The sequence below is a fragment of the Neobacillus sp. DHD-1R genome (assembly GCF_057747995.1).
Map to the genome: position 1 here is coordinate 5,310,588 of NZ_CM173232.1, position 20,722 is coordinate 5,331,309.

Annotated in this window: 11 protein-coding genes, 10 tRNA genes and 6 rRNA genes; all 27 read right to left on the reverse strand. The window is 45.8% G+C overall.

From position 1 onward, the window contains the following. Nucleotides 1–6: 6 nt before the first annotated feature. The 27 genes from mcsB to AC3ANL_RS26315 all read right to left on the reverse strand — a co-directional run bounded on the left by mcsB (nucleotide 7) and on the right by AC3ANL_RS26315 (nucleotide 20,680). Complete coding sequence (gene mcsB / locus AC3ANL_RS26185) at nucleotides 7–1,077, reverse strand: protein-arginine kinase McsB (protein ID WP_488327182.1); 1,071 nt, start codon at nucleotides 1,075–1,077, stop codon at nucleotides 7–9. 1 nt (nucleotide 1,078) lies between these two features. Then, entirely contained in the window at nucleotides 1,079–1,627 is a 549-nt protein-coding gene (gene mcsA, locus AC3ANL_RS26190) for a protein-arginine kinase activator protein McsA (RefSeq protein ID WP_488327183.1), read from the reverse strand. Between the two features lie 25 nt (nucleotides 1,628–1,652). Beyond that, nucleotides 1,653–2,114, reverse strand: coding sequence for a CtsR family transcriptional regulator (locus AC3ANL_RS26195; protein ID WP_488327184.1), 462 nt, complete (start codon nucleotides 2,112–2,114; stop codon nucleotides 1,653–1,655). A 383-nt stretch (nucleotides 2,115–2,497) separates the two neighbouring features. Then, nucleotides 2,498–2,614 (reverse strand): 5S ribosomal RNA (gene rrf / locus AC3ANL_RS26200). A gap of 76 nt (nucleotides 2,615–2,690) precedes the next feature. Continuing rightward, nucleotides 2,691–5,626: ribosomal RNA gene (locus AC3ANL_RS26205) — 23S ribosomal RNA — on the reverse strand. A gap of 197 nt (nucleotides 5,627–5,823) precedes the next feature. After that, nucleotides 5,824–7,373, reverse strand: a 16S ribosomal RNA gene (locus tag AC3ANL_RS26210). A gap of 162 nt (nucleotides 7,374–7,535) precedes the next feature. Further along, a tRNA-Ala gene (locus tag AC3ANL_RS26215) sits at nucleotides 7,536–7,611 on the reverse strand. An 18-nt stretch (nucleotides 7,612–7,629) separates the two neighbouring features. Beyond that, nucleotides 7,630–7,706, reverse strand: a tRNA-Pro gene (locus AC3ANL_RS26220). A 5-nt stretch (nucleotides 7,707–7,711) separates the two neighbouring features. Then, a tRNA-Arg gene (locus AC3ANL_RS26225) sits at nucleotides 7,712–7,785 on the reverse strand. 17 nt (nucleotides 7,786–7,802) lie between these two features. After that, nucleotides 7,803–7,891, reverse strand: a tRNA-Leu gene (locus AC3ANL_RS26230). Between the two features lie 10 nt (nucleotides 7,892–7,901). Further along, nucleotides 7,902–7,973: transfer RNA gene (locus AC3ANL_RS26235), tRNA-Gly, on the reverse strand. Between the two features lie 34 nt (nucleotides 7,974–8,007). Beyond that, nucleotides 8,008–8,092, reverse strand: a tRNA-Leu gene (locus AC3ANL_RS26240). A 12-nt stretch (nucleotides 8,093–8,104) separates the two neighbouring features. Beyond that, a tRNA-Lys gene (locus AC3ANL_RS26245) sits at nucleotides 8,105–8,180 on the reverse strand. Nucleotides 8,181–8,360: 180 nt separating this feature from the next. Beyond that, nucleotides 8,361–8,433, reverse strand: a tRNA-Lys gene (locus AC3ANL_RS26250). Between the two features lie 48 nt (nucleotides 8,434–8,481). Continuing rightward, nucleotides 8,482–8,557, reverse strand: a tRNA-Thr gene (locus AC3ANL_RS26255). 20 nt (nucleotides 8,558–8,577) lie between these two features. Further along, nucleotides 8,578–8,653 (reverse strand) — tRNA-Val (locus AC3ANL_RS26260). A gap of 10 nt (nucleotides 8,654–8,663) precedes the next feature. After that, nucleotides 8,664–8,780 (reverse strand): 5S ribosomal RNA (gene rrf, locus AC3ANL_RS26265). Between the two features lie 77 nt (nucleotides 8,781–8,857). Continuing rightward, nucleotides 8,858–11,793: ribosomal RNA gene (locus AC3ANL_RS26270) — 23S ribosomal RNA — on the reverse strand. A 197-nt stretch (nucleotides 11,794–11,990) separates the two neighbouring features. Next, nucleotides 11,991–13,540, reverse strand: a 16S ribosomal RNA gene (locus AC3ANL_RS26275). Together the 16S, 23S and 5S rRNA genes with 10 tRNA genes alongside form the textbook arrangement of a ribosomal RNA operon. A 349-nt stretch (nucleotides 13,541–13,889) precedes the next feature. Beyond that, entirely contained in the window at nucleotides 13,890–15,374 is a 1,485-nt protein-coding gene (gene lysS / locus AC3ANL_RS26280) for a lysine--tRNA ligase (protein WP_488327185.1), read from the reverse strand. A 196-nt stretch (nucleotides 15,375–15,570) separates the two neighbouring features. Further along, on the reverse strand, nucleotides 15,571–16,572 hold the full coding sequence (dusB, locus tag AC3ANL_RS26285; RefSeq protein ID WP_488327186.1) for a tRNA dihydrouridine synthase DusB: 1,002 nt from the start codon (nucleotides 16,570–16,572) through the stop codon (nucleotides 15,571–15,573). A gap of 91 nt (nucleotides 16,573–16,663) precedes the next feature. Beyond that, nucleotides 16,664–16,870 (reverse strand): helix-turn-helix domain-containing protein, encoded by a 207-nt coding sequence (locus tag AC3ANL_RS26290; protein WP_488327187.1) that lies wholly within the window; start codon nucleotides 16,868–16,870, stop codon nucleotides 16,664–16,666. Next, the gene (gene folK, locus AC3ANL_RS26295) at nucleotides 16,822–17,349 is read right to left on the reverse strand and encodes a 2-amino-4-hydroxy-6-hydroxymethyldihydropteridine diphosphokinase (protein ID WP_488327188.1); all 528 of its coding nucleotides are present in this window, start codon (nucleotides 17,347–17,349) and stop codon (nucleotides 16,822–16,824) included. Before folK ends, AC3ANL_RS26290 begins: the two co-directional genes overlap by 49 nt. Nucleotides 17,350–17,351: 2 nt before the next feature. Further along, nucleotides 17,352–17,711, reverse strand: a complete 360-nt coding sequence (folB, locus tag AC3ANL_RS26300) for a dihydroneopterin aldolase (protein ID WP_488327189.1) — start codon at nucleotides 17,709–17,711, stop codon at nucleotides 17,352–17,354. Beyond that, on the reverse strand, nucleotides 17,704–18,546 hold the full coding sequence (gene folP, locus AC3ANL_RS26305; RefSeq protein ID WP_488327190.1) for a dihydropteroate synthase: 843 nt from the start codon (nucleotides 18,544–18,546) through the stop codon (nucleotides 17,704–17,706). The genes folB and folP overlap by 8 nt, the downstream gene beginning before the upstream one ends. 125 nt (nucleotides 18,547–18,671) lie before the next feature. Continuing rightward, nucleotides 18,672–19,601 carry a cysteine synthase A gene (cysK, locus tag AC3ANL_RS26310; RefSeq protein WP_488327191.1) on the reverse strand — a complete coding sequence of 310 codons (930 nt, stop codon included), beginning with the start codon at nucleotides 19,599–19,601 and terminating at the stop codon, nucleotides 18,672–18,674. A gap of 182 nt (nucleotides 19,602–19,783) precedes the next feature. Next, the gene (locus AC3ANL_RS26315) at nucleotides 19,784–20,680 is read right to left on the reverse strand and encodes a peptidyl-prolyl cis-trans isomerase (protein WP_488327192.1); all 897 of its coding nucleotides are present in this window, start codon (nucleotides 20,678–20,680) and stop codon (nucleotides 19,784–19,786) included. Nucleotides 20,681–20,722: the final 42 nt, after the last annotated feature.

Below are 20,722 nucleotides of genomic sequence, written 5' to 3' on the forward strand. Positions count from 1 at the left end.
CCTCACCTATTTTTCATTCTCCATTTTTATTCGATCCCTAATTAACGCGGCCCTTCTAATATCCCTTTCATGAGGCCTTAGTGGACCGCCAGCATATTGCTGCAGAAAACCCGGCTGGGTTAAAATCATTAATTCATTTAAAATGGTCTTAGGCATATTATCTATATACCCCATATCTATTCCGAGTCTAACATCGGATAAGCAGCGGGCTGCTTCTTTGGATTCAATAATCCGGCTATTAGATAACACTCCTAAGGAGCGGAATACCCTGTCTTCTAATTGTATGTTCGAAGTCTTTCGTAATGCTTCCCGAGCATACCTTTCTTGTGAAATTAGCTGACTCACAACACCTTTTAAATCACGACTAATATCTTCTTCAGACTTTCCAAGAGTAATTTGATTGGAAATTTGAAAAATATTACCTAATGCCTCACTTCCTTCACCATAAATCCCTCTCACAACAAGACCTAATTGATGAATAGCAGGAATAATTCGGTTAATTTGCTGGGTTAAAATTAACCCCGGTAAATGCATCATTACAGAAGCACGGAGACCCGTTCCAACATTTGTCGGACAGCTTGTTAAATAGCCGTGTTTTTCATCATAAGCGTAATGAATATTGCTTTCCAGCCAATCATCTATTTCATTAGCGGCATGAAGCGCTTCCGCTAATTGCAATCCGGGAAACAAACATTGGATTCGAATGTGGTCCTCTTCATTTATCATAATACTAACTTCTTCATTTTCGGTTAATAGAACGGCACCATATGGGGAGTCTTCAGCAAGCTGCGGACTAATTAAATGCTTTTCTACTAATACCCTTTTTTGAAGAGGCTGCATTTCATCCATTTTCAACAATTCCATTTTCCCAAACTCTTGAAGATCAGATTTATTTAAAATTTCTTCCATATTTACAATAATCGTTTTTGCTTCTTCGTGTGAAAAAACAGTTGGAAATTTATAGGCTCCAAAATTTCGTGCCAAGCGGATCCGGGAACTTAGGACGATATCCGAATCTGGTCCTTCTTCGCTCATCCAGGAGCTGACAGCCTGATTGAAAAAACGTTCAAGCGACACGTTAATCCCCTCCCTCTTCGCTTGCAGCTAATTGTTTCTCTATAGTTCGTATTTCGTCGCGAATATCGGCTGCTTTCTCAAACTCTTCCTGCGAAATGGCATCCTTTAGCGTACTTTTTAACTCTTCAAGCTGTTTACGAAGATGAATGCCGCCTCCGATTCTCTTCGGAATTTTACCATTATGGGTCCAGTTCCCACTATGAAGGCGCCTTAACACGGGTTTAAGCTGGTCTTTAAATGTTTCATAACAATGAGTACAGCCAAAACGGCCTACTTCTAAAAATTGTTGAAAGGTCATCGAACAATTTTCACATTGAAGGACTTCCTCCTGCTGGAATGGATTTTGGTTTGGCTTTTGAAAGGAAGGGTCGATATTTAATAATCCTGCTAATAAATTATTAAAAGCGAACCCAGATTCTCCATTAAAAATAAACATTTCACCTTTTTCCTGAGCACACTTTTCACATAGATGAACTTCTGTTTTTTCACCATTAATTATTTTTGTAAAATGAAGTGCCGCAGGCCTTTGATTACATTCTTGACAAATCATCTTTTCACCTCTCCGGCTGCACTAATTATTTATATTTCAAAGATGTTAACATTGCTTTTAACATTCTAGCTCTTAATTCATCACGGTATGGGAGATCAATGTATAAGACAGAGCGATCAATCACACTTAACATAATTTTGGCCTCTCGTTTTGTAATGACCTCCTCTTGGACAAGCCTAACAATGACATCCTCAGCACTTGTTTGACTAATCCGGCTCTGAATAAGTGATAGCAATTGATCAATTAAATGGGCTAAATCGTGGGATTGAACCTTCATAATTCGAATATACCCACCACCGCCTCGTTTACTCTCAACAATATATCCTCTTTCAATTGTAAAACGAGTATTTATTACATAATTAATTTGTGAAGGAACACATTGGAACTTATCCGCTATTTCACTTCGTTTAATTTCAACAAGGTCCTCCTCGCTCATTTCCAAAACCTGTTTTAGATATTTTTCAATTATATCGGAGATGTTTCTCATCTTCCCACCTCCCAACTTCTGACTTTGACTATATTTGACTTTAATTATACTGAAAATTTTTTTGAGATGCAACGATTCACTACTATTGATTTTCTCCAAATTTCACGGTTGTGAAACCTATTATGGATAAGAAAAACGTCAAAGACCGATTCGACTATTTTTACTCATGGAAAAGAAGTACATTCTAATTTAGACAAGAATGGTTCATTTTCCTCTTTTTGGAGTTAAAAATAACTTTCTATATTGTAATAGGATGGTTTTATAGTTTATTATCCGCTTTTGGCCATTTACTTTCCGCTTTTCCCTTTTTACTTTCCACTCAGCCATAATTTCAGCCTTTTAGGCAAAAAAAGACAACCCATTACAGGTTGTCTTTTTGTCGTGCCTGGCAACGTCCTACTCTCACAGGGACGCGTGTCCCAACTACCATCGGCGCTGAGAAGCTTAACTTCCGTGTTCGGTATGGGAACGGGTGTGACCTTCTCGCCTTAATTACCAGACTATAAAATTAGAGAGATCGTTCTCTCAAAACTAGATAATACAGAAGAAGTGGTAAAACTCAAGTTCGCTTTAAAACTGGTTAAGTCCTCGAACGATTAGTATCAGTCAGCTCCACATGTCGCCACGCTTCCACCTCTGACCTATCAACCTGATCATCTTTCAGGGTTCTTACTAGCTTGACGCTATGGGAAATCTCATCTTGAGGGGGGCTTCATGCTTAGATGCTTTCAGCACTTATCCCGTCCGCACATAGCTACCCAGCGATGCCTTTGGCAAGACAACTGGTACACCAGCGGTGCGTCCATCCCGGTCCTCTCGTACTAAGGACAGCTCCTCTCAAATTTCCTGCGCCCACGACGGATAGGGACCGAACTGTCTCACGACGTTCTGAACCCAGCTCGCGTACCGCTTTAATGGGCGAACAGCCCAACCCTTGGGACCGACTACAGCCCCAGGATGCGATGAGCCGACATCGAGGTGCCAAACCTCCCCGTCGATGTGGACTCTTGGGGGAGATAAGCCTGTTATCCCCGGGGTAGCTTTTATCCGTTGAGCGATGGCCCTTCCATGCGGAACCACCGGATCACTAAGCCCGACTTTCGTCCCTGCTCGACTTGTAGGTCTCGCAGTCAAGCTCCCTTGTGCCTTTACACTCTACGAATGATTTCCAACCATTCTGAGGGAACCTTTGGGCGCCTCCGTTACTCTTTAGGAGGCGACCGCCCCAGTCAAACTGCCCACCTGACACTGTCTCCCACCCCGATCAGGGGTGCGGGTTAGAATTTCAATACAGCCAGGGTAGTATCCCACCGACGCCTCTACCGAAGCTAGCGCTCCGGCTTCTCAGGCTCCTACCTATCCTGTACAAGCTGTACCAAAATTCAATATCAGGCTACAGTAAAGCTCCACGGGGTCTTTCCGTCCTGTCGCGGGTAACCTGCATCTTCACAGGTACTATAATTTCACCGAGTCTCTCGTTGAGACAGTGCCCAGATCGTTACGCCTTTCGTGCGGGTCGGAACTTACCCGACAAGGAATTTCGCTACCTTAGGACCGTTATAGTTACGGCCGCCGTTTACTGGGGCTTCGATTCAGAGCTTCGCTTGCGCTAACCCCTCCTCTTAACCTTCCAGCACCGGGCAGGCGTCAGCCCCTATACTTCGCCTTGCGGCTTCGCAGAGACCTGTGTTTTTGCTAAACAGTCGCCTGGGCCTATTCACTGCGGCTCTTCGAGGCTATTCACCCCAAAGAGCACCCCTTCTCCCGAAGTTACGGGGTCATTTTGCCGAGTTCCTTAACGAGAGTTCTCTCGCTCACCTTAGGATTCTCTCCTCGCCTACCTGTGTCGGTTTGCGGTACGGGCACCTTTTATCTCGCTAGAGGCTTTTCTTGGCAGTGTGGAATCAGGAACTTCGGTACTAAATTTCCCTCGCTGTCACAGCTCAGCCTTCACGGTAAGCGGATTTTCCTACTTACCAGCCTAACTGCTTAGACGCGCATATCCAACAGCGCGCTTACCCTATCCTCCTGCGTCCCCCCATCACTCAAACGATAAAGAGGTGGTACAGGAATATCAACCTGTTGTCCATCGCCTACGCCTTTCGGCCTCGGCTTAGGTCCCGACTAACCCTGAGCGGACGAGCCTTCCTCAGGAAACCTTAGGCATTCGGTGGATGAGATTCTCACTCATCTTTCGCTACTCATACCGGCATTCTCACTTCTAAGCGCTCCACCAGTCCTTACGGTCTAGCTTCAACGCCCTTAGAACGCTCTCCTACCACTGACATCGTTGATGTCAATCCACAGCTTCGGTGATACGTTTAGCCCCGGTACATTTTCGGCGCAGAGTCACTCGACCAGTGAGCTATTACGCACTCTTTAAATGGTGGCTGCTTCTAAGCCAACATCCTGGTTGTCTAAGCAACTCCACATCCTTTTCCACTTAACGTATACTTTGGGACCTTAGCTGGTGGTCTGGGCTGTTTCCCTTTTGACTACGGATCTTATCACTCGCAGTCTGACTCCCACGGATAAGTCTTTGGCATTCGGAGTTTGTCTGAATTCGGTAACCCGATGAGGGCCCCTAGTCCAAACAGTGCTCTACCTCCAAGACTCTTACTACGTGAGGCTAGCCCTAAAGCTATTTCGGAGAGAACCAGCTATCTCCAAGTTCGATTGGAATTTCTCCGCTACCCACACCTCATCCCCGCACTTTTCAACGTGCGTGGGTTCGGGCCTCCATCCAGTGTTACCTGGACTTCACCCTGGACATGGGTAGATCACCTGGTTTCGGGTCTACGACCACATACTCATTCGCCCTATTCAGACTCGCTTTCGCTGCGGCTCCGTCTCTTCAACTTAACCTTGCATGGGATCGTAACTCGCCGGTTCATTCTACAAAAGGCACGCCATCACCCATTAACGGGCTCTGACTACTTGTAGGCACACGGTTTCAGGAACTATTTCACTCCCCTTCCGGGGTGCTTTTCACCTTTCCCTCACGGTACTGGTTCACTATCGGTCACTAGGGAGTATTTAGCCTTGGGAGATGGTCCTCCCTGCTTCCGACCGGATTTCTCGTGTCCGGCCGTACTCAGGATCCACTCAGGAGGGAACGAAGTTTCAACTACAGGGTTTTTACCTTCTATGACGGACCTTTCCAGATCGCTTCATTTACCCCGTTCCTTTGTAACTCCATGTTGAGTGTCCTACAACCCCAAGAGGCAAGCCTCTTGGTTTGGGCTATGTCCCGTTTCGCTCGCCGCTACTCAGGGAATCGCGTTTGCTTTCTCTTCCTCCGGGTACTTAGATGTTTCAGTTCCCCGGGTATGCCATCCATACCCTATGTATTCAGGTAAAGATACTACTCCATTACGAGCAGTGGGTTTCCCCATTCGGAAATCTCCGGATCAAAGCTTACTTACAGCTCCCCGAAGCATATCGGTGTTAGTCCCGTCCTTCATCGGCTCCTAGTGCCAAGGCATTCACCGTGCGCCCTTTCTAACTTAACCTAAAAGGTTTGTTTCTCTTATTAAATAAGAGAGAAAACTAAAATGGCGATTACTCGATGTTTTACTTGCTTCTTCTTACGATTATCTAGTTTTCAAAGAACGATTAAAAAAAGCTTTGAGAGAATTGCTCCCTCAAAACTAAACAAACAAAAAGCGGTCAACTTCTTATCAGTCCGAAAGGACTGCATTATCCTTAGAAAGGAGGTGATCCAGCCGCACCTTCCGATACGGCTACCTTGTTACGACTTCACCCCAATCATCTGTCCCACCTTAGGCGGCTGGCTCCTTACGGTTACCCCACCGACTTCGGGTGTTACAAACTCTCGTGGTGTGACGGGCGGTGTGTACAAGGCCCGGGAACGTATTCACCGCGGCATGCTGATCCGCGATTACTAGCGATTCCGGCTTCATGTAGGCGAGTTGCAGCCTACAATCCGAACTGAGAATGGTTTTATGGGATTGGCTAGGCCTCGCGGCTTTGCTGCCCTTTGTACCATCCATTGTAGCACGTGTGTAGCCCAGGTCATAAGGGGCATGATGATTTGACGTCATCCCCACCTTCCTCCGGTTTGTCACCGGCAGTCTCCTTAGAGTGCCCAACTGAATGCTGGCAACTAAGAACAAGGGTTGCGCTCGTTGCGGGACTTAACCCAACATCTCACGACACGAGCTGACGACAACCATGCACCACCTGTCACTCTGTCCCCCGAAGGGGAACGTCCTATCTCTAGGAGTGTCAGAGGATGTCAAGACCTGGTAAGGTTCTTCGCGTTGCTTCGAATTAAACCACATGCTCCACCGCTTGTGCGGGCCCCCGTCAATTCCTTTGAGTTTCAGCCTTGCGGCCGTACTCCCCAGGCGGAGTGCTTAATGCGTTAGCTGCAGCACTAAGGGGCGGAAACCCCCTAACACTTAGCACTCATCGTTTACGGCGTGGACTACCAGGGTATCTAATCCTGTTTGCTCCCCACGCTTTCGCGCCTCAGCGTCAGTTACAGACCAGAAAGCCGCCTTCGCCACTGGTGTTCCTCCACATCTCTACGCATTTCACCGCTACACGTGGAATTCCGCTTTCCTCTTCTGCACTCAAGTCCCCCAGTTTCCAATGACCCTCCACGGTTGAGCCGTGGGCTTTCACATCAGACTTAAAGGACCGCCTGCGCGCGCTTTACGCCCAATAATTCCGGACAACGCTTGCCACCTACGTATTACCGCGGCTGCTGGCACGTAGTTAGCCGTGGCTTTCTGGTTAGGTACCGTCAAGGTACCGGCAGTTACTCCGATACTTGTTCTTCCCTAACAACAGAGCTTTACGACCCGAAGGCCTTCATCGCTCACGCGGCGTTGCTCCATCAGACTTTCGTCCATTGTGGAAGATTCCCTACTGCTGCCTCCCGTAGGAGTCTGGGCCGTGTCTCAGTCCCAGTGTGGCCGATCACCCTCTCAGGTCGGCTACGCATCGTCGCCTTGGTGAGCCGTTACCTCACCAACTAGCTAATGCGCCGCGGGCCCATCTGTAAGTGACAGCCGAAACCGTCTTTCAGTTTTTCTTCATGTGAAGAAAAAGATTATCCGGTATTAGCACCGGTTTCCCGGTGTTATCCCAGTCTTACAGGCAGGTTGCCCACGTGTTACTCACCCGTCCGCCGCTAATCAACAGGAGCAAGCTCCTATTGATTCGCTCGACTTGCATGTATTAGGCACGCCGCCAGCGTTCGTCCTGAGCCAGGATCAAACTCTCCAAGAAAGTTGATTAGCTCATAAATGTTACGTTGGCTTAGTTTCGTAAGAAACTAATAATTAATTGTTTGTTGACGCTTTTGTTTGTTTAGTTTTCAAAGAACAATGATTTATGCGACTTTTACATGATAACAAAACATTATCACTTTGTCAAGACATAAAATTTATTTGGTGGAGTCTAGGGGGATCGAACCCCTGACCTCCTGCGTGCAAAGCAGGCGCTCTCCCAGCTGAGCTAAGACCCCGAAACAGGATAAGATGAATGGTCGGGAAGACAGGATTCGAACCTGCGACCCCTTGGTCCCAAACCAAGTGCTCTACCAAGCTGAGCTACTTCCCGTAAAATGCGCCCTGAGAGATTCGAACTCCCGACCTTTTGATTCGTAGTCAAACACTCTATCCAGCTGAGCTAAGGGCGCATATAAATTTATTGTAATGGTGCCGAGGACCGGAATCGAACCGGTACGGTAGTCACCTACCGCAGGATTTTAAGTCCTGTGCGTCTGCCAGTTCCGCCACCCCGGCATAAAAAGAGAGCGGAAGACGGGATTCGAACCCGCGACCCCCACCTTGGCAAGGTGATGTTCTACCACTGAACTACTTCCGCATATGATACGTTATTTTGCTGTCACAAAAAAATTTGGTGCGGGTGAAGGGAGTCGAACCCCCACGCCTTGCGGCGCCAGATCCTAAGTCTGGTGCGTCTGCCAATTCCGCCACACCCGCATATTTATTAAATGGTGAGCCATGAAGGACTCGAACCTTCGACCCTCTGATTAAAAGTCAGATGCTCTACCAACTGAGCTAATGGCTCGTACTAAAATGATTCACTAATCTTATATTTCGTCGGATGCCCACACCTCGGTAAGCTTATTCAAGCAGCAGCTCGGCGTGTGCCCTGAAGCTGTTTCTTAGAAGCTTATTCGATCGTGCTCTACCAACTGAGCTAATGGCTCGTACAAAAAAATCAAATTACGGAGATAAGATTTAATAGTGGGCTATGAAGGGCTCGAACCTTCGACCCTCTGATTAAGAGTCAGATGCTCTACCAACTGAGCTAATAGCCCGTAATAATAGAACCTCGCTAAAACATCTTATCTGAGTAATTAAATAAATGGTGCCGGCGAGAGGACTTGAACCCCCAACCTACTGATTACAAGTCAGTTGCTCTACCAATTGAGCTACCCCGGCATGTAGTTTAGAAAATATAATGGTGGAGGATGACGGGATCGAACCGCCGACCCTCTGCTTGTAAGGCAGATGCTCTCCCAGCTGAGCTAATCCTCCATATATAACAGCCTGGCAACGTCCTACTCTCACAGGGACGCGTGTCCCAACTACCATCGGCGCTGAGAAGCTTAACTTCCGTGTTCGGTATGGGAACGGGTGTGACCTTCTCGCCTTAATTACCAGACTATTTTTTTGAGAGATCGTTCTCTCAAAACTAGATAATGCAGAAGAAGTATAGGTAAAACTCAAGTTCGCTTAAAAATGGTTAAGTCCTCGAACGATTAGTATCAGTCAGCTCCACATGTCGCCACGCTTCCACCTCTGACCTATCAACCTGATCATCTTTCAGGGTTCTTACTAGCTTGACGCTATGGGAAATCTCATCTTGAGGGGGGCTTCATGCTTAGATGCTTTCAGCACTTATCCCGTCCGCACATAGCTACCCAGCGATGCCTTTGGCAAGACAACTGGTACACCAGCGGTGCGTCCATCCCGGTCCTCTCGTACTAAGGACAGCTCCTCTCAAATTTCCTGCGCCCACGACGGATAGGGACCGAACTGTCTCACGACGTTCTGAACCCAGCTCGCGTACCGCTTTAATGGGCGAACAGCCCAACCCTTGGGACCGACTACAGCCCCAGGATGCGATGAGCCGACATCGAGGTGCCAAACCTCCCCGTCGATGTGGACTCTTGGGGGAGATAAGCCTGTTATCCCCGGGGTAGCTTTTATCCGTTGAGCGATGGCCCTTCCATGCGGAACCACCGGATCACTAAGCCCGACTTTCGTCCCTGCTCGACTTGTAGGTCTCGCAGTCAAGCTCCCTTGTGCCTTTACACTCTACGAATGATTTCCAACCATTCTGAGGGAACCTTTGGGCGCCTCCGTTACTCTTTAGGAGGCGACCGCCCCAGTCAAACTGCCCACCTGACACTGTCTCCCACCCCGATCAGGGGTGCGGGTTAGAATTTCAATACAGCCAGGGTAGTATCCCACCGACGCCTCTACCGAAGCTAGCGCTCCGGCTTCTCAGGCTCCTACCTATCCTGTACAAGCTGTACCAAAATTCAATATCAGGCTACAGTAAAGCTCCACGGGGTCTTTCCGTCCTGTCGCGGGTAACCTGCATCTTCACAGGTACTATAATTTCACCGAGTCTCTCGTTGAGACAGTGCCCAGATCGTTACGCCTTTCGTGCGGGTCGGAACTTACCCGACAAGGAATTTCGCTACCTTAGGACCGTTATAGTTACGGCCGCCGTTTACTGGGGCTTCGATTCAGAGCTTCGCTTGTGCTAACCCCTCCTCTTAACCTTCCAGCACCGGGCAGGCGTCAGCCCCTATACTTCGCCTTGCGGCTTCGCAGAGACCTGTGTTTTTGCTAAACAGTCGCCTGGGCCTATTCACTGCGGCTCTTCGAGGCTATTCACCCCAAAGAGCACCCCTTCTCCCGAAGTTACGGGGTCATTTTGCCGAGTTCCTTAACGAGAGTTCTCTCGCTCACCTTAGGATTCTCTCCTCGCCTACCTGTGTCGGTTTGCGGTACGGGCACCTTTTATCTCGCTAGAGGCTTTTCTTGGCAGTGTGGAATCAGGAACTTCGGTACTAAATTTCCCTCGCTGTCACAGCTCAGCCTTCACGGTAAGCGGATTTTCCTACTTACCAGCCTAACTGCTTAGACGCGCATATCCAACAGCGCGCTTACCCTATCCTCCTGCGTCCCCCCATCACTCAAACGATAAAGAGGTGGTACAGGAATATCAACCTGTTGTCCATCGCCTACGCCTTTCGGCCTCGGCTTAGGTCCCGACTAACCCTGAGCGGACGAGCCTTCCTCAGGAAACCTTAGGCATTCGGTGGATGAGATTCTCACTCATCTTTCGCTACTCATACCGGCATTCTCACTTCTAAGCGCTCCACCAGTCCTTACGGTCTAGCTTCAACGCCCTTAGAACGCTCTCCTACCACTGACATCGTTGATGTCAATCCACAGCTTCGGTGATACGTTTAGCCCCGGTACATTTTCGGCGCAGAGTCACTCGACCAGTGAGCTATTACGCACTCTTTAAATGGTGGCTGCTTCTAAGCCAACATCCTGGTTGTCTAAGCAACTCCACATCCTTTTCCACTTAACGTATACTTTGGGACCTTAGCTGGTGGTCTGGGCTGTTTCCCTTTTGACTACGGATCTTATCACTCGCAGTCTGACTCCCACGGATAAGTCTTTGGCATTCGGAGTTTGTCTGAATTCGGTAACCCGATGAGGGCCCCTAGTCCAAACAGTGCTCTACCTCCAAGACTCTTACTACGTGAGGCTAGCCCTAAAGCTATTTCGGAGAGAACCAGCTATCTCCAAGTTCGATTGGAATTTCTCCGCTACCCACACCTCATCCCCGCACTTTTCAACGTGCGTGGGTTCGGGCCTCCATCCAGTGTTACCTGGACTTCACCCTGGACATGGGTAGATCACCTGGTTTCGGGTCTACGACCACATACTCATTCGCCCTATTCAGACTCGCTTTCGCTGCGGCTCCGTCTCTTCAACTTAACCTTGCATGGGATCGTAACTCGCCGGTTCATTCTACAAAAGGCACGCCATCACCCATTAACGGGCTCTGACTACTTGTAGGCACACGGTTTCAGGAACTATTTCACTCCCCTTCCGGGGTGCTTTTCACCTTTCCCTCACGGTACTGGTTCACTATCGGTCACTAGGGAGTATTTAGCCTTGGGAGATGGTCCTCCCTGCTTCCGACCGGATTTCTCGTGTCCGGCCGTACTCAGGATCCACTCAGGAGGGAACGAAGTTTCAACTACAGGGTTTTTACCTTCTATGACGGACCTTTCCAGATCGCTTCATCTACCCCGTTCCTTTGTAACTCCATGTTGAGTGTCCTACAACCCCAAGAGGCAAGCCTCTTGGTTTGGGCTATGTCCCGTTTCGCTCGCCGCTACTCAGGGAATCGCGTTTGCTTTCTCTTCCTCCGGGTACTTAGATGTTTCAGTTCCCCGGGTATGCCATCCATACCCTATGTATTCAGGTAAAGATACTACTCCATTACGAGCAGTGGGTTTCCCCATTCGGAAATCTCCGGATCAAAGCTTACTTACAGCTCCCCGAAGCATATCGGTGTTAGTCCCGTCCTTCATCGGCTCCTAGTGCCAAGGCATTCACCGTGCGCCCTTTCTAACTTAACCTAAAAGGTTTGTTTCTCTTATTAAATAAGAGAGAAAACTAAAATGGCGATTACTCGATGTTTTACTTGCTTCTTCTTACGATTATCTAGTTTTCAAAGAACGATTAAAAAAAGCTTTGAGAGAATTGCTCCCTCAAAACTAAACAAACAAAAAGCGGTCAACTTCTTATCAGTCCGAAAGGACTGCATTATCCTTAGAAAGGAGGTGATCCAGCCGCACCTTCCGATACGGCTACCTTGTTACGACTTCACCCCAATCATCTGTCCCACCTTAGGCGGCTGGCTCCTTACGGTTACCCCACCGACTTCGGGTGTTACAAACTCTCGTGGTGTGACGGGCGGTGTGTACAAGGCCCGGGAACGTATTCACCGCGGCATGCTGATCCGCGATTACTAGCGATTCCGGCTTCATGTAGGCGAGTTGCAGCCTACAATCCGAACTGAGAATGGTTTTATGGGATTGGCTAGGCCTCGCGGCTTTGCTGCCCTTTGTACCATCCATTGTAGCACGTGTGTAGCCCAGGTCATAAGGGGCATGATGATTTGACGTCATCCCCACCTTCCTCCGGTTTGTCACCGGCAGTCTCCTTAGAGTGCCCAACTGAATGCTGGCAACTAAGAACAAGGGTTGCGCTCGTTGCGGGACTTAACCCAACATCTCACGACACGAGCTGACGACAACCATGCACCACCTGTCACTCTGTCCCCCGAAGGGGAACGTCCTATCTCTAGGAGTGTCAGAGGATGTCAAGACCTGGTAAGGTTCTTCGCGTTGCTTCGAATTAAACCACATGCTCCACCGCTTGTGCGGGCCCCCGTCAATTCCTTTGAGTTTCAGCCTTGCGGCCGTACTCCCCAGGCGGAGTGCTTAATGCGTTAGCTGCAGCACTAAGGGGCGGAAACCCCCTAACACTTAGCACTCATCGTTTACGGCGTGGACTACCAGGGTATCTAATCCTGTTTGCTCCCCACGCTTTCGCGCCTCAGCGTCAGTTACAGACCAGAAAGCCGCCTTCGCCACTGGTGTTCCTCCACATCTCTACGCATTTCACCGCTACACGTGGAATTCCGCTTTCCTCTTCTGCACTCAAGTCCCCCAGTTTCCAATGACCCTCCACGGTTGAGCCGTGGGCTTTCACATCAGACTTAAAGGACCGCCTGCGCGCGCTTTACGCCCAATAATTCCGGACAACGCTTGCCACCTACGTATTACCGCGGCTGCTGGCACGTAGTTAGCCGTGGCTTTCTGGTTAGGTACCGTCAAGGTACCGGCAGTTACTCCGATACTTGTTCTTCCCTAACAACAGAGCTTTACGACCCGAAGGCCTTCATCGTTCACGCGGCGTTGCTCCATCAGACTTTCGTCCATTGTGGAAGATTCCCTACTGCTGCCTCCCGTAGGAGTCTGGGCCGTGTCTCAGTCCCAGTGTGGCCGATCACCCTCTCAGGTCGGCTACGCATCGTCGCCTTGGTGAGCCGTTACCTCACCAACTAGCTAATGCGCCGCGGGCCCATCTGTAAGTGACAGCCGAAACCGTCTTTCAGTTTTTCTTCATGTGAAGAAAAAGATTATCCGGTATTAGCACCGGTTTCCCGGTGTTATCCCAGTCTTACAGGCAGGTTGCCCACGTGTTACTCACCCGTCCGCCGCTAATCAACAGGAGCAAGCTCCTATTGATTCGCTCGACTTGCATGTATTAGGCACGCCGCCAGCGTTCGTCCTGAGCCAGGATCAAACTCTCCAAGAAAGTTGATTAGCTCATAAATGTTACGTTGGCTTAGTTTCGTAAGAAACTAATAATTTATTGTTTGTTGACGCTTTTGTTTGTTTAGTTTTCAAAGAACAAATTTCTTAGCCGCCTAAAAGCGACTTAATAATCATACCAAGTTATTAACTTAAAGTCAATAACTTTTTTTAATTCTTTTTTCTTTAACGTTACTGTCTCGCAGCAACAGATATTAATATACCACCATTTTAAGTATAGTGCAATAGTTTTTTAATCCTTTTCACAGATTACTCAAAATAAAAATATTCGAATACTTTAATCATACTTTTAAAGAGAAAAGGTGCCGAACAGTTTCGGCACCTTTAAGTTATTAACGATGACGCATTAATGGAAATAATAGCACATCACGGATTGAAGGAGAATTGGTTAATAGCATCACTAAGCGGTCAATTCCAATTCCGAGTCCACCTGTAGGAGGCATACCGTATTCTAAAGCTTCAACGAAATCCTCATCCATCATATGAGCTTCGTCATTACCTTGCTCACGTTCCTTCAGTTGTGCCTCAAAACGTTCTCTTTGATCAATTGGATCATTAAGTTCAGTAAAGGCGTTAGCATGCTCACGAGCGACGATAAACAGCTCAAAACGATCCGTGAATCGTGGATCCTCTTCATTTTTCTTTGCAAGCGGAGATATCTCCACTGGATGGCCAAAGATGAATGTAGGTTGAATTAGTTTCTCTTCTACCTTTTGCTCAAAGAATTCATTAACGATATGACCATAAAGCATATTATCGTTGATTTCTACCCCGTTCTCTTTGGCAAGCTGACGAGCCTCTTCCACACTCATCTCTTTCCAAAAATCGACGCCCGTATATTCTTTAATCGCGTCTACCATATGGAGTCTCTTCCACTCTGGTTTAAGGTCTACTTCATATTCACCATATTGTACAGTTGTTGTACCTAATACTTCTTGTGCGATATGGGCAATTAAGTTTTCTGTAAGACTCATAATGTCACGATAATCCGCATAGGCTTCATAAAGTTCAATCATCGTAAATTCAGGGTTGTGACGGGTAGATACACCCTCGTTTCTGAACACACGACCGATTTCATATACTTTTTCAAGTCCACCCACGATTAAACGTTTCAAATGCAGCTCAATTGCAATCCTCATAAACAAAGGCATATCAAGAGCATTATGATGCGTGATAAATGGACGTGCTGACGCTCCACCGGCAATAGCATGCATCATTGGTGTTTCAACCTCTAAATAACCGTGGTTATCTAGATAACGACGCATCGATTGGATAATACGGCTTCTAGTAATAAAGGTATCCTTACTTTCCTGACTCATAATTAAATCTAGATAGCGTTGGCGGTAGCGCTGTTCGACATCTTTTAGACCATGGAATTTATCAGGCAGCGGACGGAGTGCCTTTGTTAAAAAGACAAAATTACCTACTTTTATCGAGAACTCTCCCATTTTTGTTCTAAAGAGAGTACCTTCAATTCCCACAATGTCACCTAAGTCTGCGGTATTAAAAATAGCATATTGTTCTTCTCCCACTGCATCTTGTCTTACATAAACCTGAATTTGGCCTGTTAGGTCTTGGATGTGAGCAAAACCTGCTTTTCCTTTACCACGCTTGGTCATAATTCGACCAGCAATCGTAACGGAAATGTTTTTTTCCTCAAGTTCTTCATTTTCCATATTCCCATATTGGTCAATTAATTCCTTTGTGGAATGTGTACGATCAAAACGTTTGCCAAATGGATCTAGTCCATTTTCACGCATGTTGTTCATTTTTTCTCGTCTGACCAACAATTGGTCATTTAATTCTTCCTGACTCATGACTAATTCAACTCCATTACTTTCTTAATTTATGTAAAACCAAAAGAATACTCGCCGATGTTTTTTACATACTATATTATTTTACACAAACTCGACCATTCAGACATCAAAAAAGAATAAAAACTGCCAGTGCTTCTACTGGCAGTTCCAATCGGTAAACAGTACTATTATAGATAAACGGACTTTGCTTGTCAAATTAGCCCACTATTAATTGACTTTGTTCTTTTTCTTCTGCCTCAATCACTAAGTCGTTTAATAAGGTTACTAAGTGTTCTCTGGTATCGCACTCATTAATAGCATTACGCACTAGTGCATTTCCACGAACACCTTTTAAATACCACGCCGTATGCTTGCGCATCTCTCTTACAGCAATATACTCGTTTTTCAACGCAATCAATCGGTCTAAATGGAGAATACATACGTCAATTTTCTCACGAACAGATGGTTCTGCCATTAACTTACCGGTTTCCAAATATTGAACAGTACGGTAAATCATCCAAGGGTTCCCTAGAGCGGCTCTTCCAATCATGACACCATCCACACCCGTTTCATCGAGCATTCTTTTGGCATCCTGAGGCGTTTGAACATCGCCATTCCCAATCACCGGGATACCTACAGACTGTTTTACCTCACGGATGATATCCCAATTTGCTTTTCCTTCGTACATTTGTACACGTGTGCGGCCATGAAGAGCTACCGCCTTTCCTCCCGCACGTTCTACCGCTTGGGCATTTCTAACAGCAAAAATATGTTCATCATCCCAGCCCATCCGCATTTTTACGGTTACCGGTTTTTCCACTTCAGCCACTACTGCTGAGACCATTTCATAAATCTTATTTGGGTCTAGCAACCATTTTGCGCCTGCATCACATTTCGTGATTTTCGGTACCGGGCAGCCCATATTAATATCGATAATATCAGCATTCGTATTTTGATCAACGAATTTAGCTGCTTCAACGAGTGTTTCTTTTTCACCGCCAAATATTTGCAAACTTAACGGTTTTTCGCGCTCATCGATATATAGCATATTCAATGTTTTTTCATTCTTAAAAACGATACCCTTATCACTTACCATTTCAGCACATACTAAACCAGCACCAAATTCTTTTACCGTTAGACGGAATGCAGAATTACAAACACCAGCCATTGGTGCTAAAACGACCGGATTCTTTATTTCAATACCGCCAATCTTTAACAAGTAATGAACCTCCTTTTTCACGATGTTTATATTATTAAAACGTCAAAAATTCCCCAGCATCGGCACCCAGCTAAACAGGGCCTCTTCTTTTCTATTCCTTTGGTGCTAAATCATCTATAGTTATTTTCAACGAATGGGCGATTCTCTCCAGTAATTCACTCGCTGGCAAACGATTCCCTCGTTCAATCTCACCTAATATTGATACCGATACGCCAAGTTCCCTCGAAAAGCTCTCCTGTGTGTAACCCTTTAGCTTTCGATAGGCTCGAATACGTCTTCCCCATTTTTCCGCTTCCATATTCTGACCCCTTCTTTATCAGGTAATTCATTTAACACTAAGTTAAGAGGTCTTTCCACCTCAGGTATCCTTATGTCATCATTCATTTCTAATAGTGGAATCATGACAAACGCCCGCTCTAACATTCGTGGGTGTGGAACGATTAGCTTCTCTGATATAATATTTTCTTGGTTAAAGGTCAAAATGTCAAGGTCAACTGTCCTTGGTCCCCACTTTATTTCCCTTTTTCTCCCAAGCTCCAACTCTATTTGTAAGCATAAATCCAATAACTCCATGGCATTCAAATCCGTCTGAATCTCTATTACCATATTTAAAAATAAATCCTGGTCCTCATACCCGACCGGATCTGTTTCATAAATGGAGGAGTAATTTACCAAAATAATTTCCGGAAAGCTGGTTAATTTTTTTATGGCACTCGTTATCTTATCATAACGGTTTCCCATATTCGAACCAAGGGCAATAAATGCTGTATTTTCCACTTTTATCTTCTCCTTGTAATTTCTACTGCTACAGACTCATAATGACCCGGAATGGGCGGATCTGGTTTAATCACTTTTACTGTAACATCTATGACAAGCGGGAATTGACTCAGAACACTCCCTGCAATTTTTTCTGCGACAGTCTCGACCAACTTAGTTGGCTCACCCTCCACAATTGCTTTACAGACCTGATATAACTCGCCATAATTGATAGAATGCGCTAGGTCATCCGTTTCTCCAGCCTGTTTTAAATCGACTGAAACAGCTAAATCAACGATAAACCGCTGACCCAGTCGGTTCTCCTCCGGGAAAACACCGTGGTATCCGTAGAACCGCATCTGATTGACATAAATTTTATCCAACTACAACACCCTTTCCCATCATCGCATCCATCATTTTAGCCATCCGGCTCATCTCCTTGACATCATGCACACGAACCATTTGACAGCCCTTTTGAATTCCATAACATATGGTGGCTCCTGTCCCTTCCATTCTTTCATTAACCGGAAGATTTAGTGCCTCTCCGATCATTCTTTTTCGAGAAGTAGCTAAAAGAACAGGATACCCAAGCATAACCAGCTTGTCGAGATTTTGCATCATTAGAAGATTTTCCTGATAATCCTTCGCAAAACCAATCCCCGGATCTAAGATAATGTTCTCATCCTTAACACCAGCCTGTTTCACAAGGGCAATGCTTTCATAAATATCATTTAACATATCGCGAACGAAATGTGTATAGTGAGGTTCTTTACGATTATGCATCAAGATAATTGGCACACCCAGTTCGGCTGCTGCAGCTGCCATTTGGTTATCGGCTTTGGCTCCCCAGATATCATTGATGATGTGGGCTCCAGCTTGAATCGCTGCTTTCGCCACTTCAGACTTATATGTATCAATAGAAAGAGGGACTTGTACATGTTGTGTTAGGGCCTGGATCACCGGAACGACCCTATTTATTTCCTCTTCATCGGAGATTACCTCATAACCAGGGCGAGTAGATTCACCGCCAATATCGATCATATCCGCTCCATTTGCCACCATTTCTTTCGCGTGTTCAATCGCCTGATCAATTGTGTTATATTTCCCGCCATCTGAAAAAGAGTCTGGTGTGACATTTAAAATTCCCATTACAAACGTTTTTTTTGAAAAATCCAAGGTATACGGGCCACACTGTATTTGTTCTGGCGCTGCTTTCATCCCTTATTCCTCCTAATATAGTGCTTGTTTTACTTATTCCATCATACATGAAAAATTTATTCTTCTCCAAAAAAAGAAGCCTCGGCAAATTGCCGAAGCCTCTAGCTTTAATGGTTTATAGTTAATTACTCTGCATCATATTGATAAAGCGTTGTGCTTAAATAACGTTCGCCGTTATCTGGGATAATAGCAAGAACTTTTTTGCCTTTTCCAAGCTTTTTCGCAACTTCTAAAGCAGCATAAATGGCTGCACCTGAAGAAATTCCACCAAGGATTCCTTCTTCCCTTGCCACGCGGCGGGATGCTGAAAATGCCTCCTCCGTACCGACCTTAATAATGTCTTCATAAATTTCAGTATTTAGAACTCCTGGTACAAATCCAGCCCCAATACCTTGAATTTTGTGTGGACCCGGCTTCCCACCTGATAATACAGGGGAATCCGTAGGTTCAACAGCATAAATTTTGATTTCTGGAAATTTCTCACGAAGGACCTCACCAGCACCAGTAATTGTTCCGCCCGTACCAATACCCGCTACAAATGCATCCAATTGATCCATTTGTTCAACAATTTCTTTTCCGGTTGTTTTGCGGTGAATTTCAGGGTTAGCTTCGTTTTCAAATTGTTGTGGCAGGAAATAACCGTGTTTCTTAACAAGCTCTTCTGCTTTCGCAATAGCGCCCTTCATACCATCTGGACCTGGAGTTAACACTAGCTCTGCACCATAGGCACGCAGCAGGTTACGTCTTTCTAAGCTCATCGTTTCAGGCATAACTAGAATGGCCTTGTATCCTTTTGCTGCGGCAATCATCGCTAGTCCAATTCCTGTATTTCCGCTTGTAGGTTCAATGATCGTATCTTCACCTGGTTTGATCAATCCTTGTTCTTCTGCAGCTTCAATCATCGCAAGAGCGATACGGTCTTTAACACTGCTGCCAGGGTTGAAATATTCGAGTTTCAAATAAACCTCTGCACTATTTTCATCTACTGCTCTGTTTAATTTAACAATTGGTGTTTGGCCGACTAAATCGGCAACTGAATTTGCAATACGAGCCATTAGGGCACCTCTATTCCGAGTATTTTTATTGGTTTTATATATAATGAATTTAACAGTTTTATACATGTTTTGTCAATTGATTTAGCTTAAAATATTGTGAATAAAGTGAAAACTTTTTAAATAAAAACCTTTGTGGTGTACCGCTCCTTTTCTATACAAAAAACACAGAATCTCTCCTGTGCTTAGTTTGTCTCCTTGCTGCCATAAAACCACTCTACTTTGGCATCATCCCAAAACGTTGCTGCCGAAGCTGGTGTGTTCATTTGTTCAAGGGCAATCTGCCGGCGTATCTGCTCTTTCACCTCATCATACGAGTAACTTTTCCCTTTTAGTTTCCCTTCGAGCTTAATAAGCGCATATCCCTGTTTTACCTTTATTGGCTTACTATAGGATCCAGTCTTTAATTTTTGGGCTGTTTCGATATATTGGCCAGGAAAACGCTCATCATCTTCACTAAGATATCCGATATCCCCGCCTTCATTGGCTGAAAACTCTTCGATTGAGCGTTCCATTGCTAGCGTGGAGAAACTTGACCCATCAGCTAATTCCTTTGCTGCCTTTTCTGCTTCTTTTTTTGTCTTCACAATGATATGGGATAAATGATACGCAGTAGGTACATTGAAAAGATTTTTATTTTGATTATAATAGCTTTTTAATTCCGTCTTCGAAACTAACACATCTTTTGTCAAAAGTTCTTCTAACAGGAGACTGCTGCGAATCTGCTCTTTCCACTTTTGTTCATCCTTGCTGTTGTTTTGGCTAAAGGAATTATAAGTGGTCTGCAGCATCCTAAATTCACGCTCAACATCTTGGTCAGAAACGGTAATTTTATATTTTCCCGCCATTTCCTCAATAACCTTTTGATCAATCATTTCCTTTAAAACATCTTTCCCGTATCTTGTTTCTAATTCATTCAACCAAGCTTGTCTTAGAATTTCTGTCTTTCCTATTGTTGCAACGACCTCATCATTACTGGCCACACCACCAGCTACATTTGCCCTCGACAAGAAAAAGGCAACTGTTAAGCAATTTAACATAATGAGGGCGGCAATAACCATCCAAAGCTGCTTCTTTCCCAACCTTTTCTCCTCCACATGAAAAGTGCCAGCACCCGTATAGCG

Excerpts from the sequence above, each read along its gene's own strand:
- mcsA (WP_488327183.1), bottom strand. The coding sequence starts at position 1,627 with ATGATTTGTCAAGAATGTAATCAAAGGCCTGCGGCACTTCATTTTACA.
- AC3ANL_RS26195 (WP_488327184.1), bottom strand. The coding sequence starts at position 2,114 with ATGAGAAACATCTCCGATATAATTGAAAAATATCTAAAACAGGTTTTG.
- lysS (WP_488327185.1), bottom strand. The coding sequence starts at position 15,374 with ATGAGTCAGGAAGAATTAAATGACCAATTGTTGGTCAGACGAGAAAAA.
- AC3ANL_RS26290 (WP_488327187.1), bottom strand. The coding sequence starts at position 16,870 with ATGGAAGCGGAAAAATGGGGAAGACGTATTCGAGCCTATCGAAAGCTA.
- folP (WP_488327190.1), bottom strand. The coding sequence starts at position 18,546 with ATGAAAGCAGCGCCAGAACAAATACAGTGTGGCCCGTATACCTTGGAT.
- cysK (WP_488327191.1), bottom strand. The coding sequence starts at position 19,601 with ATGGCTCGTATTGCAAATTCAGTTGCCGATTTAGTCGGCCAAACACCA.